Origin of the sequence: Pseudomonas citri, assembly GCF_025336485.1 — a bacterium.
Taxonomy (GTDB): Bacteria; Pseudomonadota; Gammaproteobacteria; order Pseudomonadales; family Pseudomonadaceae; genus Aquipseudomonas; species Aquipseudomonas citri.
The window spans coordinates 147,024-162,181 of sequence record NZ_JAODAB010000002.1; the positions used below are offsets into that span (position 1 = coordinate 147,024).

The window sequence follows — 15,158 nt, forward strand, 5'->3', positions numbered from 1 at the left end:
TCCCACACACGCTTTGCAGAAATGAAAAAGCCCGACTCAAAGGTCGGGCTTTTTCATCCACAAGACTTCGCTTACTTAGCGCGGCCTTTGTAGGAACCGCCTTCGCGGGTATCGATCTCGATCATATCGCCGATTTCGATGAAGTCAGCAACCGACAGCTCGGTACCGTTCTTCAGCTTGGCAGGCTTCATCACCTTGCCGGAAGTGTCACCGCGAGCGGAGCCTTCGGTGTAGTCGACCTGACGCACGATGGTGGTCGGCAGCTCTACGGAAACCAGACGCTCTTCGAAGAACACGGCTTCGCAGACGTCGGTCATGCCTTCTTCGACGAATGGCAGAACGCTTTCGATGTCTTCGGCGTTCAGCTCGTACATGGTGTAGTCAGTGGTGTCCATGAACGTGTAGGTGTCGCCGCTGATGAAGGACAGGGTCGCTTCCTTGCGGTCGAGGATCACGTCGTCCAGCTTGTCGTCGGCACCGTAGACGGTTTCAGTCTTGTAGCCGGTCAGCAGGTTCTTCAGCTTGGTCTTCATGATCGCGCTGTTACGGCCCGACTTGGTGAATTCAGCTTTCTGAACCAGCCAAGGATCGTTGTCGATACGAATCACGGTACCGGGTTTGAGTTCTTTACCAGTTTTCATTGCGAATATCCGAATTTGGATGGAATGTACAAAAATCTAGGCCGCGTATCATATCCAATTTAGGTAAAACTTCACCAGCGCCGCAGCGAGATCCGGTCGCGAAGCCTGTTCCAGACACCATGCCTGGGCATGTTCGGTCAGTTCCTGGCGCTGTTCCCAGGCCATTTTCCAGTGTTCGGTCATGTCCTGGCCGGCGTTCCAGGCCTTCCAGAGACCGTTGATCGCTTTTTGCGCCGCCTCGTCGAGGCCTTGGGTGTACAGCCGGAGAAATGCGTCGAGCTTTTCCAGGTGCACGTCTTCTTCCTGTTGATAGATGTGCCAGAGTAGCGGCCGGCCGGCCCATTGGGCGCGCACGAAGGAGTCTTCGCCGCGAACAGCGTTGAAATCGCAGCACCATAGCAGTTGGTCATACTGATCCTGTCGGACGAACGGCAGCACTTGCACCGTCAGCGCACCGCGCCGATGCAGCGCACCGACGCCCAGGCCGTCGACCCCAAGCCAGCGTTCGACATCCCCCAGCACCCGCCCTTCGGGCACCAATACATGAAACGACTGGACACCGGACGCCATCGCATCGAACCAACTCGCCAGCCCGGCGTTTTCATAGGCGAACAGTGAGATCAGGCAGCTCTCCGGCGCCCGCTCGACACCCAGCCCTTGCAGGAATAGCCGTTGTGCCGTGGGGTCCTGTTGAAATTGCCGACGGCGCTCCAGCAGACCCGCCTCACGCAGCAGGCCCCCCGTCCCCTCCTGGAAGCCTGGAAAAAAGAAATATTTCTGCACCTGCTTGTATTTGACCGACGGCAGTCCGTGGCAGCCGATCACCCAGTCCTCGGCGCTCAGATAATCGAGGTTCATCCACAGCGGCGCTGTCGGCCGGGCGGCCATGGCATCCATATAGGCGGCCGGCAACTGGCAGGCAAACGCGGCGATCACCACTTCGGCGGCCTCGGTGGACGGCCAGTCCGCAGGCCAGTGGCAGACCTGCACGCCTTGCTGCCATTGCTCGGACAGGGTGATATCGATTTCCGGACACAGCCGTTCGAAAGCCCGCAGATCATCGACCCATAGCCGCACCGCGCATCGATGCTCGGCCACCAGTTGTCGGGCCAGGCGCCATGTGACGCCAATGTCGCCAAAGTTATCGACGACGGTGCAAAAAATATCCCAGCGCACAGTCATTCGCGATTCCCCAGGGCAAAGGCGTGATTGTCCCGAATAAGCCGATCATGCAGAAGAGCCGACGGCGATTAATCTTCATGCGACAATCATCGCCCACCGAGCCACTGCCAGGAAGCAGCCATGCCTGATCACCCGTCCGCCCCACGCCTTTCAGCCGTGCAATTGACCCTCAGCATTGCCTTGGGCCTGTGGTTGGGGTTCTTGGCCATTGTCCTGACGGGTTGGCTGCTGTCGAAATACCTGCTTGATGGCCCCATGGCCCCAATGGCCGCCGCCATGCATCAGTTGGCGCAACCGCCGGCACCACCACCGGCCGCCGAACCCCCGACACCGATGTTCGAGCAATACCAGCAGAACCTGCAGAAAAACGAACAGCGGCAGGCACTCGACCAGGCGCGCAGCAATCCTCGCAACCTGTCCAACCCCAAATGCCAGTTCTGGCTGCAACAGAACCAGAACGCCCCCAGTGAAAAAAGCCGCGCCAACGTTTTGCAATTCTGCGAATGAATATGAACAAACAGACCGTCCACCAGTTGATCCTCGACAAACTCAAGATTGACCTGGAGATCGCCGAACGCGCCGCCCTGACCGCCTACGAGACTGCGACCCACGAGGAAAACATCGCCGAAAACAAGTACGACACTCTCGGCCTGGAAGCGTCTTACCTAGCGGCCGGGCAAGCCAGGCGCGTGGAGGAAATCCGCCAGGCCCTCGCCCTCTGCCAGAACCTGACGCTACGGCCCTACGACGAGCAGCGCGGTATCCAGGTCGGGACGTTGATCGGCCTGGAAGATGAGGACGGACGCCAGCAGTGGCTGTTCCTCGGGCCGGATGCGGCGGGCCTGAAGGTCTCGCTGGTGGGCCAGCCGATCACGGTCATCACCCCTCGCTCACCGCTGGGCCAAGGCCTGCTGGGCAAGTTCGAAGGGGATGAAGTGGAGATCGTGGTGGGGGGCGCCCGGCAACAGTTCGCTGTCACCGAGGCTGTATAGACAGGCTTTAATGCACTGGCAGTTCGACACCGTCGAACAGCTCTTCGAGTTCCTGCTTGTTGTGGCACTGGATGGCCTTGGCCATGACTTCCCGGGTCAGGTGTGGCGCGAACTTCTCGATGAAGTCGCACATGAAACCCCGCAGGAAGGTACCCCGCCGGAAACCGATCTTGGTGATGCTCGATTCGAACAGCTCACTGGCGTCCAGCACGACCAGGTCGCTGTCCAGCTTGGTGTCGACCGCCATTTTCGCCACGATGCCCACGCCCAGGCCCAGGCGGACATAGGTCTTGATCACGTCGGCGTCGGCGGCGGTGAACACCACTTTCGGGGTCAGGCCACGATGGCTGAAGGCCTCGTCGAGTTTCGAACGTCCGGTAAAACCGAACACGTAGGTCACGATCGGGTATTCGGCCAGCGCTTCTAGGGTCAGCTTCGGCAGCTTGGTCAGTGGATGCCCCTGGGGGACGACGACGCAGCGGTTCCAGCGATAGCACGGCATCATCACCAGGTCACCGAACAACTCCAGGGCTTCGGTGGCAATGGCGAAATCCACTGTGCCATCGGCCGCCATTTCGGCGATCTGCATCGGCGAGCCCTGGTGCATGTGCAGCGCCACATCCGGGTATTGCTTGATGAAATTGCTGATCACCGGTGGCAAGGCGTAACGGGCCTGGGTGTGGGTGGTGGCGATCGACAGGGTGCCTTTTTTCTCGTTGGAGAACTCCTGGGCGATCTGCTTGATGCTCTCGACCTTGCGCAGGATCTCGCCGGCGGTGGTGATGATGCGCTCACCGGCCGGGGTCACGCGGGTCAGGTGCTTGCCGCTGCGGGCGAAGACTTCGACCCCCAGTTCATCCTCCAACAGGCGGATCTGCTTGCTGATGCCAGGTTGCGATGTGTAGAGACTTTGGGCTGTAGCGGAAACGTTGAGGTCGTGGTGCGCCACTTCCCAGATGTAGCGCAGTTGTTGAAGCTTCATATGTATCCCTCAAAGCAGTTGGACGCCACGGGCATCAGCGACGGTGTATATAACTATATGAATGGTTTAAACAATAAATCTAGAACTTTTTATAAAAAGGCCATCATTTAGCCTCAAGCTTCGCCGTGACGCCGGCGCTGCACCAGCGGCACCAGGTAGACCGGCACTCGGGCCAACTGCAATACCCGTGCGGCGGTCCTGCCCAAAGGCGCCTCGGCACTGACTCCTTGGCAATGACTGCCGACGATCAGCAAGTCGACGGAGAGTTTCGCGGCCTGTTCGAGAATCACCTGGGAAGGATCGCCCTGAAACACCCGGACCGATTTGATCAGCTTCAAATCCTGCTGCCCCTCCCCCAGTTCCTCACGAAAGTTGTCCAGTACCCGCTGCTCGATATTGGCCATCACCGTATTCAGACCCTGGCGATGGAATTCGTTCAGCGCCTGCTCATCGAGATAGCTTTGCAACACCGATTCGGCGAACAGCCCCATCGGTTCTACCGCATGCACCACATACAACTCGGCTTCAAACGTCCGTGCCAACGCCAAGGCATGCTGCATCACATACGGGGCATAAAGCCCCAGGTCTGTGGCGTACAGCATCGAACGAATCATGTGACCTCCTCGCGTGCCAGAATGGCGGAGATTGATTCAGCTTAGCAGCGCCTCGATGAGTACGACGTGCGGCTTGATGTCCTGAAGAACGGGCGGTCAAAGCTTCACTTCGTTACTGATGCCGTGGGGCACGTGGCCAGTGGCGACCACTTCGCGAGCCAGCTCGCAGTGACCGGTCTGGTCGTCGAAAAATACATCGGCGGCAAAGGCCTCGAGGAAGGCCGATTTGGTCAGGCCGCCGAGGAACAACGACTCATCCAGGCGAATGTCCCACTCGCGCAAGGTGCGGATGACCCGTTCGTGGGCCGGCGCCGACCGGGCCGTGACCAGCGCCGTGCGGATCGGGCAGGCATCCTCGGGAAACTCACGCTGCAGCGCATTGAGCGCTGCCAGGAAACCCTTGAACGGCCCGCCCCGCAGCGGCTCGCGCGCGGCCTGGCGTTCGCTGGCCTGGAACGCTTCCAGGCCGCCGGCCTGATAGACACGCTCCGACTCATCGGAAAACAGCACCGCGTCACCGTCGAAGGCAATGCGCAGTTCTTCACTGGCCGCGCGGCTGGCCCCGCCGGACAGGATGGTGGCTGCGGCGAACCCGGCGTCCAGGGCACTGCGTACGTCCTCGGCATGGGTGGACAAGAATAGATCGCAACCGAATGCCTTGAGATACGGGTAAGGACTGCGACCGCCCACGAACGCTGCGCGTGAGATCGCCAGGCCGTAATGATGGATCGAGTTGAACACGCGCAGGCCCGTGTCCGCGCTGTTGCGCGAGACCAGGATCACCTCGACCCGGGCTCGCCCCAGATGCTCGTTGAGGCTCAGCAGTTTTTGCACGAGGGCGAAGGCGTCCCCGGGTCCGAGGACTTCGTCTTCATGCTCGATCTGGTATTGCCGATAGGCCTCGACGCCGCTCGACAGGTACACCTTGTGGCTTTCGCTCAGGTCGAACAGCGCCCGTGACGAAATCGCCAGCACCAGTTTGTCGTCAATGTTGTTTGCCATGTCGCCCCCCCCTTAGGCTTTGTACGAAAAGTGCCTGCGCGACGATCAGCGGTTGCGTCGGTCCATGAACGCCAACGCCTGATACAAGGCTTCGATTTTCGGCAACTCGCACCCCAGCGCTTTCGCCGCCGCCAAAGGCCGGGCGTAGATCGCGTCCAACTCCAGCGCGCGCCCGTGGGAATAATCGTGATGCATGCTCGGCCGGTAGTCGGGCATTTTCTCGGTCATCGCGAACAGATAGTCGGCATAGCCCGGCGCAATGGCATGCCCGCAAGCGTGGGCGCCCTGAACCACTTCGGCCATCAAGGTGCGAATCAACGCGCGGCTCTGGTCGTCGGCCATCAACGGCGTGGTACTGGCGCCCAACAGCACCGAAAGGCCGTTGTACGGCACATTCCACACCAGCTTCTGCCAGCGGGCCTGTTGCAGGTCGGGCATGGCCTGGGAGTCGATACCGGCGACGCGGAACAGCGTCGCCGCTTCCTCGACAACGGCCAGGCGTCCTGCCTGATCGTGGCAGGGGCCGCTGTGGTAACCGACGTTGACCGCGCCCAGGGCCTGATGGGCAATCACGCCGGGACCGACACGGTGCACGCAGATCAGGCACAGTCCGCCCAACAGGTGCAACGAATCCGGCAGCATGGGACGCAGATCGTCTTCGACACCCAGGCCATTCTGCAACAGCAGGACTTTTGCACCCTCAGCGGCAGCCTGGACAATGGCCGGGGCCAGCTCGGCATTGCTGGTGGTCTTGGCGCCCACCAGTAGCCAGTCGCACGGCGGCATGTCGATCGCGGAGCAATACGCCTGGGCCGGGTTGAGGGTCAATGCACCGTGAATCGCGCTGTCGACCTGCAAGCCGCTCTCGACCACCGCGCCAAATTCGCTGCGTAGCAGAAAGTGCACATCAAAACCGGCGCGGGCCAGCATCACACCGTAGAACCCGCCAATTGCCCCGGTGCCGATCACCCCGATCCGCGGTTTAACGCCTGCCTGCATCGTTGCCAATCCTCTGGTAAATAGCCTGCGCCCATCATTACACAACCCTCCGGCAAAGGGATTAGCTGTGGGAGCAAGGCTTGCCCGCGATGAAGTTGACGCGATTTATCTTGGAACCGAGGCGAATTCATCGCAGGCACGGCTTGCTCCCACAGCCCCCCGGCGCAATAAAACCGGGCGCAGCCCATTGTCGAGCGGCCTCCGAACGCGATAAGGTTCGGCTCCCCGACGCGCTTAAAATCCGCTGTGCACCGCCGCGCGGGGATCGCTGGCGGCCGGCACCCGTGACCTGACGAGTAACACGATGGCTGATTTACCGATCAATGACCTTAACGTCGCCTCCAACGAGACCCTCATCACGCCTGACCAGCTCAAGCGCGATATCCCCCTGAGCGACGCTGCCCTGCGCACCGTGACCAAGGGCCGGGAAGTCATTCGTAACATCCTCGATGGCACCGACCATCGCCTGTTCGTGGTCATCGGGCCCTGCTCGATCCATGACATCAAGGCCGCCCACGAATACGCCGAACGCCTGAAAGTGCTGGCTGCGGAAGTTTCCGACACCCTGTACCTGGTCATGCGCGTCTATTTCGAGAAGCCTCGGACCACCGTCGGCTGGAAAGGCCTGATCAACGATCCGTACCTGGACGACTCCTTCAAGATCCAGGACGGCCTGCACATCGGTCGCCAACTGCTGCTGGACCTGGCGGAAATGGGCCTGCCCACCGCCACCGAAGCCCTGGACCCGATCTCCCCGCAGTACCTGCAGGACCTGATCAGTTGGTCGGCCATTGGCGCGCGCACCACCGAATCCCAGACCCACCGCGAAATGGCCTCCGGCCTGTCGTCGGCAGTGGGCTTCAAGAACGGCACCGACGGCGGCCTCACCGTGGCGATCAACGCCTTGCAATCGGTTTCCAGCCCTCACCGTTTCCTGGGTATCAACCAGGAAGGCGGCGTGTCGATCGTCACCACCAAGGGCAACGCCTACGGTCACGTGGTGCTGCGCGGTGGCAACGGCAAGCCGAACTATGACTCTGTCAGCGTCGCACTCTGCGAACAGGCCCTGAACAAGGCCAAGATCAAGCCCAACATCATGGTCGATTGCAGCCACGCCAACTCCAACAAGGATCCGGCACTGCAACCGCTGGTCATGGAGAACGTGGCCAACCAGATCCTGGAAGGCAACCAGTCGATTATCGGCCTGATGGTCGAGAGTCACCTGAATTGGGGTTGCCAGGCGATCCCGAAAGACCTCTCCGATTTGCAGTACGGCGTTTCCATTACCGACGCCTGCATTGACTGGAGCGCCACCGAGAACACCCTGCGCAGCATGCACGCCAAGCTCAAGGACGTACTGCCGAAGCGTCAGCGCAGCTGATTGGCCTGCCTGGATACATAAAAAAGCAAAGCATAAAAAAACGCCGGACTTTTCAGTCCGGCGTTTTTTTGGGAAATCGGTTTTGTCAGAGCTTTGCGGCGTGCCGCTGGTGACGCTCCATGTAGCGCTCCACATAGGAACAGGACGGGATCACCGTATAGCCCATTTCTTCGGCGTATTGCAGCGCCCTTTCGGTCAATGCCGCCGCAATGCCCCGGCCCCGCAAGGCATTGGGCACGAAGGTGCGATAGATATCCAGGGTCTGCTTGCCCAGGTCCATATAGGTCAGGTAGGCACGATGACCGTCCACATTGGTCTCGAACTGATGACCAGCCTGGTCATGGTGGATGGTAACCGCATCGCTCATCACTACTCCTCGCGGGTCTGAATGCTGACCCCTACCTTACCGATGTTTTTCCGGCGAAGGAACCTCTACGCCACCCCGTGCCTTCCTGGTCACCGAGCGCCAAAATCGACCCGCTCAAAACCCGAGCACGTCGTGAATAGTAGGCACCAATGACGCAAATGCTCAAGGCACACCTGTCACTGGAGGGATAAAATCCCTCCGCTGTATCGGTTGAGCCGCTTCGTCACGCAGTAGTCGGCCACGGTGCAATAGCTGTACATCGCCAGTTGTTGAGTCTTGAGACGAACTCGCCTAGTTAAAGTCACCACCTACCAACAAGATGCCTGGCACGCTGCACAAAATTTGTACAGAAGTGTATGCGAATCAATAAACAACGACGTTAGTAGGACTGCAAGAGTTCGTCCCACCGCGGAACTTTTCCCCGCTTGCGCGCTCCCACCACGGGCTTGGAGCTGTTTATTTTTTCAACAAGCAGAAGAAAAGTTGCTCGAAAAAGAATCACCAACTACAATTTTTTTGCTTCTTGCGCTACGTCAGTTTACTTACTACAAGTAACGGGTAGTATGTACGCCGGCTAACTCCCCAGTCTGGGGAGACAGTCATTAAATAGAAAGTCCTTGAAGGGGAACACGATGAACAACGTTCTGAAATTCTCTGCTCTGGCCCTGGCCGCAGTTCTGGCTACCGGTTGCAGCAGCGCATCGAAAGAAACCGAAGCACGTCTGACTGCTACCGAAGACGCAGCAGCTCGCGCCCAAGCTCGTGCAGACGAAGCTTACCGTAAAGCTGATGAAGCTCTGGCTGCTGCTCAAAAAGCACAACAGACTGCTGACGAAGCTAACGAGCGTGCTCTGCGCATGCTGGAAAAAGCTAGCCGCAAGTAATAATCCCTCGGGATTGTTATCGAGCCGACCCATTTTTTGGGTCGGCTTTTTTTTGGACTTTAGGCTCTGTACGAAAAGTCTTGAGACGAAGGTCAGGCAGGGCGAAAACAGCCGAGTAACGCCCGGGGTCGCGTCCGACTGAACTGAAGTACATGAGCATTGCGAGGCTGTTTTCAACGCAGCCTGAACGAGTATCAAGGCTTTTCGCACAGAGCCTAGAGCTACTCCCCGGTGTTTCACCAGGCAATAAAAACCCGCCAGCATCGTCCAATGTCGGCGGGTGGATAGACGAAGAACTTACTGTTGCAAATCGATCGGCGCGCTCGAGACCATAGGTGCCGATGCGCCTGGAACAGCAATCTCCACTGGCAGACCGTCTTCAGCCGCCACCACGTCACGGACCACGTCCCAGTCCATGCGCAGGTTACTGGTGATGTCCTCTCGCTTGAGCATCGCGTTGATCACAGCGGTGTGCTTGTCCACCACCGATGGGTTGCCCTTGTCGTCCAGTGGGGTGTGGGCTTCCAGGTAAACCTTGCCGCCGCTCACGCCGAGCTTGTACGGATCATTGATGATCCGTACCGAAGTACCGACCGGCACCATCTTGGCCATTTCCAGTACGTTGTTGTTGAACATCCGGAAACAGCCATGGCTGGTGCGCATGCCGATGCCAAACTTCTTGTTCGAACCGTGGATCAGGTAGCCCGGCGTGCCCAGGGTGAACTTGAACGGCCCCAGTGGGTTATCCGGACCGGCCGGCACCACGCTGGGCAGCGGGTCGCCGTCGGCGGCATGTTCGGCCCTGATCGAGGCTGGCGGAGTCCAGGTCGGGTTCGGCGTCTTGGCGGTGATGCTGGTATGGGCAATCGGCGATCCCCAGCCTTCGCGACCGATCCCCAGCGGGAAGGTGTAGACCACATTCCGACCTTTAGGGAAATAGTAGAGGCGGTACTCAGCCAGGTTGATCACGATGCCTTCACGCGGGCCCGGCGGCAGGATGAAACGGGTCGGCAGGACGACCTCGGTGCCCGTCCCCGGCAACCACGGGTCGACCCCAGGGTTGGCGGCGACCATCTCGCTGTAGCCCAGATCGTAGGTGGTACCCAGGTCGGCGAAGGTGTCTTCGTACTTGGCCTTGATGACCTGCACCTGGCCCACGATGTCCTCACCCGGCGGAGGCAGGGGCAGCTCCAATGCAGCGACAGGGCCCGCCATACACAGGGCGGCAAGAGACAGGCAGCGGGCAACGACAGGCAAGCGCGGCAACATCCGGGAAATCCTTCGCAGATCGAACAAAGAGGGTGAAAACGACGATTGTACACCGCCCCCCGTAATTTCGGGGAGAGCGGCAATGGCGCGTTCGATACGCAGCATTTTTGAGCGAGCGTGGATCCTGCGGGAGCGCGGGGTTTACAACTCGAACCGCAGCTCCGGCCAGATCGGCGAGGTGCCGCGCTTCTGCGACTCCAGGATCGCCCGGCACAACGAACACAGGCGATGGTCCTGGAAGATCTTGCGATCCACGCCCGACCAGCGCGGCTGCGCCGGCAACAGGCTGCCACAGAGCGTCCGGTCGGCCGAGCCGCCGAGTTCCAACTGACGGGTCACCAGGTGCACCCGCACTTCCTGGCAGGCGAACAGATCCAGCTGCTCGTCAGGCTCGATCAGCTGATAGGCAAACAAGGACCAGGCGGGACGCGGCATCAAGGGCTCCAAATCGGGGGCGCCACATTAGCCGAAAGCCCGCCTGTAGAAAAGCATCAAAGCAGCGGTTTGAGCGTCGGCCAGACATTTTCCAGCAACTTGCCCTGGGCTGCGACGGACGGGTGCAGTCCGTCCCCCTGCATCATCCCGGAAACACCGCCGATGTCCTTGAGGAAAAACGGCACCAACGGCACGTTTTTCTCGTCCGCAAGGGTGCTGTAGACCCGGGCAAAGGCATCGGTGTAGCGCCGGCCATAGTTGGGTGGCAATTGCATGCCCAGCAAAAGCACCTTGGCACCGCTGGCACGTGCACTGTCGATCATCGCTGCAAGGTTTTGTTGCAATTGTGTTGGCGGCTGTCCACGCAGGCCGTCGTTGCCGCCCAGCTCAAGGATCACCAGGTCCGGCTTATGGGCTGCAAGCAGCGCGGGCAGCCGCGCCTGGCCGCCTGCGCTGGTGTCGCCACTGATGGAGGCATTGACCACTTTATCGTCAAAACCCTCGGCCTTGAGCCGTTGCTCGAGCAACGACACCCACCCTTGCCGGGTATCCAGGCCGAAAGCCGCGCTGATACTATCGCCGACGATCAGGACCGTACCCGCCGCTGCTTCCTGGGCCATGCACATCAGGGCCAGGCCGGCACTCAAAAACCACACACGCATCGGACTCTCCATGGGCTCAAGCATTCTCACCGCGACGGACCTTAGCAAAGTGGTTCCCAGCGCGGAAGGTGAACTGACCATCCTGCACGAACTCAGCCTGGAACTGAACAAAGGCGACAGCCTGGCCATCGTCGGCGCGTCCGGCTCCGGCAAATCCACCCTGCTGGGCCTGCTGGCCGGCCTCGACCTGCCCAGCGGGGGCGAAGTGACGCTCGCCGGCCAGGCCCTCAGCACACTGGATGAAGACCAGCGGGCGCGGATCCGCGCCGAGCATGTGGGTTTTGTCTTCCAGTCGTTCCAACTGCTCGACAGCCTCAATGCGCTGGAAAACGTCATGCTGCCGCTGGAGCTCGACGGCCGCAAGGATGCCCGTGAGCGCGCCACGCAACTGTTGCAGCGTGTCGGCCTGGGCCAGCGCCTGACCCATTCACCGCGCCAGCTCTCCGGCGGTGAGCAGCAACGCGTGGCCATTGCCCGTGCTTTCGCCGCCGAACCCGACGTGCTGTTTGCCGACGAACCCACCGGCAACCTCGACAGCCATACCGGCGAGCGGATCAGCGACCTACTGTTCGACCTGAACAAGGAACGCGGCACCACCCTGGTGCTGGTCACCCATGATGAACGCCTGGCCCATCGCTGCCGGCGCCTGATCCGACTTGAAGCCGGCCAGATGGTCGCGCCCCTGGAGCCTTGATGGCACGCTTGCCGCTGTTGCGCCTGTTCAGTCTCGCTGTCCGCCAATTGTTGCGCGACGCTCGCGCCGGTGAGTTGCGGGTGTTGTTCTTCGCCTTGCTGGTGGCGGTGGCGGCGAGTACCGCCATCGGTTATTTCGGGGCCCGCCTCAACGGCGCGATGATGATGCGCGCTACCGAATTCCTCGGTGCCGACCTGCTGCTCGAAGGCAGCTCGCCCGCCCGCCCCGAACAGATCCGCAGCGGCACGGAGCTGGGCCTGGAACATGCCCGGGTCGTCGAATTTTCCAGCGTCGTGGCCACCGACAATGGCATCCAGCTCTCCAGCGTCAAGGCCGCCGACGAGGCCTACCCATTGCGTGGCGAGCTCAAGAGCGCCCCGGCGCCGTTCGCCCCGGAGCAGCCCGGCGGACGCCCGAACCCTGGCGAAGCCTGGGTCGAAGCGCGCCTGTTGACGGCACTGGACCTCAAGATCGGCGACAGCATCGACGTCGGCAACCAGACGCTACGCTTGAGCCGCGTCCTGACCTACGAGCCGGATCGCGCCGGTAACTTCTACAGCCTTACCCCTCGCGTCCTGATCAATCTCAAGGACCTGGAAGCCACTGGCGTGGTGCAACCCGGCAGCCGGGTCAGCTATCGCGACCTGTGGCGCGGGCCAGCGCCCGCACTGCAAACCTATCGCGACCTGATCAAGCCGGGCCTGGAGGCCCACCAGCGCCTGCAGGATGCCCGTGATGGCAACCGGCAAATCGGCGGCGCCCTGGGCAAGGCCGAGCGTTACCTGAACATGGCCAGTCTGGTGGCAGTGCTGTTGTCCGGCGTCGCCGTCGCCCTCTCGGCCAACCGTTTCGCCAGCCGACGCTTCGATGCAAGCGCCCTGCTCCGTTGCCTGGGGCTTTCCCGCCGGGAAACCCTGGTGCTGTTCAGCCTGCAATTGGCCGTGCTGGGACTTTTGGCCAGCCTCTGCGGCGCCCTGCTCGGCTGGGTCGCCCAGCTGGGGCTGTTCGCCTTGTTGCATGACCTGTTGCCCACCACGGTACCGCCGGGAGGATGGCTGCCCGCCGTCGCCGGGATCGGCACCGGGCTGGTCGCACTGGCCGGGTTCGCCCTGCCGCCGCTGGCCGCATTGGGCCGGGTGCCGCCGTTACGCGTGCTGCGCCGGGACCTGCTGCCAATCCCGTCCAGCACCTGGATGGTCTATGGCGCCGCATTGGGCGCCCTGGGCCTGATCATGTGGCGCCTGAGCCTGGACCTGGTGCTGACCTTCGCCCTGCTCGGTGGCGGTGTCATTGCCGCCCTGGTGCTCGGTGGCCTGTTGCTGGTCATGCTCCGCAGCCTGCGTCGCCTGCTGGCCCGCGCGTCGCTGCCCTGGCGGCTGGGTCTCGGCCAACTGCTGCGCCATCCCCTGGCGGCGGCCGGCCAGGCGCTGGCATTCGGCCTGATCCTGCTGTCCATGGCATTGATTGCGCTGCTGCGCGGAGAGTTGCTGGACACCTGGCAGAACCAATTGCCGAAAAATGCCCCGAACTATTTCGCCTTGAACATCCTGCCCAACGACAAGCAGGCCTTCACCGACAAGCTGCTGGCATTATCGGCTCAGTCAGCCCCGCTCTACCCGGTGGTCCCCGGACGCCTGATCAGCATCAACGGCGAGCCGGCCACGGAATTCGTCACCAAGGACTCGGCCGGCGACCGGGCGCTGCAACGCGACCTGAGCCTGACCTGGGCCGCAGATCTGCCAGAAGGGAACGTCGTCACGGCCGGGAACTGGTGGCCGCAACAGGCAGCGGACGATATTCCAGGGGTCTCGGTGGAAGGCAAAGTAGCCGAAAACCTCCAGATCAAGCTGGGCGATCGCCTGGTCTTCAGCGTCGGCGGCGTCAATCGGGAAGCGAAGGTCACCAGCCTGCGGGAGATCAACTGGGACAACTTCCAACCCAACTTCTTCATGATCTTCCAGCCCGGCACCTTGAAGGACCTGCCCGCCACCTACCTCACCAGTTTCTATCTGGCGCCGGGCCATGACCTGCAGATCGTCGAGCTGTCCCGAGCCTTCCCGGCGGTGACCATCCTGCAAGTCGAAGCCCTGCTCGAACAACTGCGCAGCATCCTGGCCCAGGTGACCCTGGCCGTGGAATACGTGTTGCTGTTTGTCCTGGCGGCCGGCATGGCCGTGCTGTTTTCCGGCCTGCAGGCGACCCTCGACGAGCGGATTCGCCAGGGCGCGTTATTGCGCGCCCTGGGCGCCGAACGGCCGCTGCTAGTCAAGGCCCGTCGCATCGAGTTCGGCCTGCTGGGCGCGGTCAGCGGCCTGCTTGCCGCCCTGGGTAGCGAGCTGGTGAGCCTGGTGCTCTATCGCTATGCCTTCGACCTGCCCTGGCACCCGCATCCATGGCTGCTGGCATTGCCGCTGGTGGGCGCGTTGCTGATCGGCTCGGCCGGAGTGTTTGGTACCCGCCGAGCGCTGAACGCGAGCCCGCTGACAGTATTGCGTGAGGGTTGATAGACTTTCGGCTTCGCTACTACAAGAAATTGCCATAAGAAATTGCCATGAGCCGTTATCGCCCACCCCGCACCGCCGGTACCGCGCTGATCACCCCCGAAGGTGAAGCGCGGATGCGCGCTGAATTCCATGAACTGTGGCATGTGCGCCGCCCTCAGGTGACCCAGGCGGTCAGCGAGGCGGCGGCCCAAGGGGATCGCTCGGAAAACGCCGAATATACTTATGGCAAGAAAATGCTGCGCGAGATCGACAGCCGCGTACGCTTCCTCACCAAGCGCCTCGAAGCGCTCAAAGTGGTGAGTGAGAAACCCAGCGACCCGAACAAAGTCTATTTTGGCGCCTGGGTCACCGTCGAAGACGAGGACGGCAAAGAAGCCCGTTATCGCATCGTCGGCCCAGACGAACTGGACTTGAAGCAGAACCTGATCAGCATTGACTCGCCGCTGGCGCGAGCCCTGGTAGGCAAGGCCCTGGATGCCGAAGTACGGGTCCAGACGCCGACGGGAGAGAAGCGGGTCTACATCGTCGACATTGCGTATTCGTAATCCAG

The 15,158-nt window shown here is 61.3% G+C and carries 17 protein-coding genes; 7 read left to right on the forward strand and 10 right to left on the reverse strand.

All coding sequences use genetic code 11. From position 1 onward, the window contains the following. Window positions 1-71: 71 nt before the first annotated feature. Window positions 72-641: an elongation factor P gene (locus N4Q37_RS02875; RefSeq protein ID WP_003226785.1), complete on the reverse strand. Its 570-nt coding sequence runs from the start codon at window positions 639-641 to the stop codon at window positions 72-74. Window positions 642-689: 48 nt separating this feature from the next. Then, entirely contained in the window at window positions 690-1,823 is a 1,134-nt protein-coding gene (earP, locus tag N4Q37_RS02880; RefSeq protein WP_260955154.1) for an elongation factor P maturation arginine rhamnosyltransferase EarP, read from the reverse strand. Window positions 1,824-1,943: 120 nt separating this feature from the next. Between earP and N4Q37_RS02885 the strand changes: the two genes are divergently transcribed. Next, window positions 1,944-2,330, forward strand: a complete 387-nt coding sequence (locus N4Q37_RS02885; RefSeq protein WP_260955156.1) for a hypothetical protein — start codon at window positions 1,944-1,946, stop codon at window positions 2,328-2,330. 2 nt (window positions 2,331-2,332) lie between these two features. Further along, window positions 2,333-2,815 (forward strand): GreA/GreB family elongation factor, encoded by a 483-nt coding sequence (locus N4Q37_RS02890; protein WP_260955160.1) that lies wholly within the window; start codon window positions 2,333-2,335, stop codon window positions 2,813-2,815. Window positions 2,816-2,822: 7 nt separating this feature from the next. On the opposite strand, the gene cysB is transcribed toward N4Q37_RS02890, so the two are convergent. The 4 genes from cysB to N4Q37_RS02910 form a co-directional block, all read right to left on the reverse strand. Beyond that, window positions 2,823-3,797, reverse strand: coding sequence for an HTH-type transcriptional regulator CysB (cysB, locus tag N4Q37_RS02895; protein ID WP_008079948.1), 975 nt, complete (start codon window positions 3,795-3,797; stop codon window positions 2,823-2,825). A 113-nt stretch (window positions 3,798-3,910) separates the two neighbouring features. Further along, window positions 3,911-4,411, reverse strand: coding sequence for a universal stress protein (locus N4Q37_RS02900; RefSeq protein WP_260955164.1), 501 nt, complete (start codon window positions 4,409-4,411; stop codon window positions 3,911-3,913). A 96-nt stretch (window positions 4,412-4,507) separates the two neighbouring features. After that, window positions 4,508-5,413 carry a 5'-nucleotidase gene (locus N4Q37_RS02905; RefSeq protein ID WP_260955167.1) on the reverse strand — a complete coding sequence of 302 codons (906 nt, stop codon included), beginning with the start codon at window positions 5,411-5,413 and terminating at the stop codon, window positions 4,508-4,510. A gap of 45 nt (window positions 5,414-5,458) precedes the next feature. Beyond that, window positions 5,459-6,412 carry a putative 2-dehydropantoate 2-reductase gene (locus N4Q37_RS02910; protein WP_260955169.1) on the reverse strand — a complete coding sequence of 318 codons (954 nt, stop codon included), beginning with the start codon at window positions 6,410-6,412 and terminating at the stop codon, window positions 5,459-5,461. Between the two features lie 304 nt (window positions 6,413-6,716). On the opposite strand from N4Q37_RS02910, the gene N4Q37_RS02915 reads away from it, so the two are divergent. After that, window positions 6,717-7,793, forward strand: coding sequence for a 3-deoxy-7-phosphoheptulonate synthase (locus N4Q37_RS02915; protein ID WP_260955171.1), 1,077 nt, complete (start codon window positions 6,717-6,719; stop codon window positions 7,791-7,793). 85 nt (window positions 7,794-7,878) lie between these two features. Here the strand turns inward: N4Q37_RS02915 and N4Q37_RS02920 are convergent, their stop codons facing one another. Beyond that, a complete protein-coding gene (locus tag N4Q37_RS02920; protein WP_260955173.1) occupies window positions 7,879-8,160 on the reverse strand; it encodes a GNAT family N-acetyltransferase in 282 nt (93 codons plus the stop codon). Between the two features lie 632 nt (window positions 8,161-8,792). Between N4Q37_RS02920 and oprI the strand changes: the two genes are divergently transcribed. Beyond that, window positions 8,793-9,044 carry an outer membrane lipoprotei OprI gene (gene oprI / locus N4Q37_RS02925; RefSeq protein WP_011335311.1) on the forward strand — a complete coding sequence of 84 codons (252 nt, stop codon included), beginning with the start codon at window positions 8,793-8,795 and terminating at the stop codon, window positions 9,042-9,044. A 297-nt stretch (window positions 9,045-9,341) separates the two neighbouring features. Here oprI and N4Q37_RS02930 read toward each other — a convergent pair whose 3' ends face one another. The 3 genes from N4Q37_RS02930 to N4Q37_RS02940 all read right to left on the reverse strand — a co-directional run bounded on the left by N4Q37_RS02930 (window position 9,342) and on the right by N4Q37_RS02940 (window position 11,410). Further along, entirely contained in the window at window positions 9,342-10,313 is a 972-nt protein-coding gene (locus N4Q37_RS02930; RefSeq protein ID WP_260955175.1) for a L,D-transpeptidase family protein, read from the reverse strand. A gap of 141 nt (window positions 10,314-10,454) precedes the next feature. Continuing rightward, complete coding sequence (locus N4Q37_RS02935) at window positions 10,455-10,748, reverse strand: hypothetical protein (RefSeq protein ID WP_003183788.1); 294 nt, start codon at window positions 10,746-10,748, stop codon at window positions 10,455-10,457. A gap of 56 nt (window positions 10,749-10,804) precedes the next feature. Further along, window positions 10,805-11,410: an arylesterase gene (locus tag N4Q37_RS02940; RefSeq protein WP_260955177.1), complete on the reverse strand. Its 606-nt coding sequence runs from the start codon at window positions 11,408-11,410 to the stop codon at window positions 10,805-10,807. 10 nt (window positions 11,411-11,420) lie between these two features. Here N4Q37_RS02940 and N4Q37_RS02945 point away from each other — a divergent pair, with 10 nt between their 5' ends. Genes N4Q37_RS02945 through greB form a run of 3 tightly spaced genes read left to right on the forward strand, consistent with a single transcriptional unit; the run spans window position 11,421 to window position 15,153 of the window. Further along, window positions 11,421-12,104, forward strand: coding sequence for an ABC transporter ATP-binding protein (locus N4Q37_RS02945; RefSeq protein ID WP_260955178.1), 684 nt, complete (start codon window positions 11,421-11,423; stop codon window positions 12,102-12,104). Further along, window positions 12,104-14,608 carry an ABC transporter permease gene (locus N4Q37_RS02950; RefSeq protein WP_260955179.1) on the forward strand — a complete coding sequence of 835 codons (2,505 nt, stop codon included), beginning with the start codon at window positions 12,104-12,106 and terminating at the stop codon, window positions 14,606-14,608. The genes N4Q37_RS02945 and N4Q37_RS02950 overlap by 1 nt, the downstream gene beginning before the upstream one ends. A 47-nt stretch (window positions 14,609-14,655) precedes the next feature. Further along, window positions 14,656-15,153: a transcription elongation factor GreB gene (gene greB, locus N4Q37_RS02955; protein ID WP_260955180.1), complete on the forward strand. Its 498-nt coding sequence runs from the start codon at window positions 14,656-14,658 to the stop codon at window positions 15,151-15,153. Window positions 15,154-15,158: the final 5 nt, after the last annotated feature.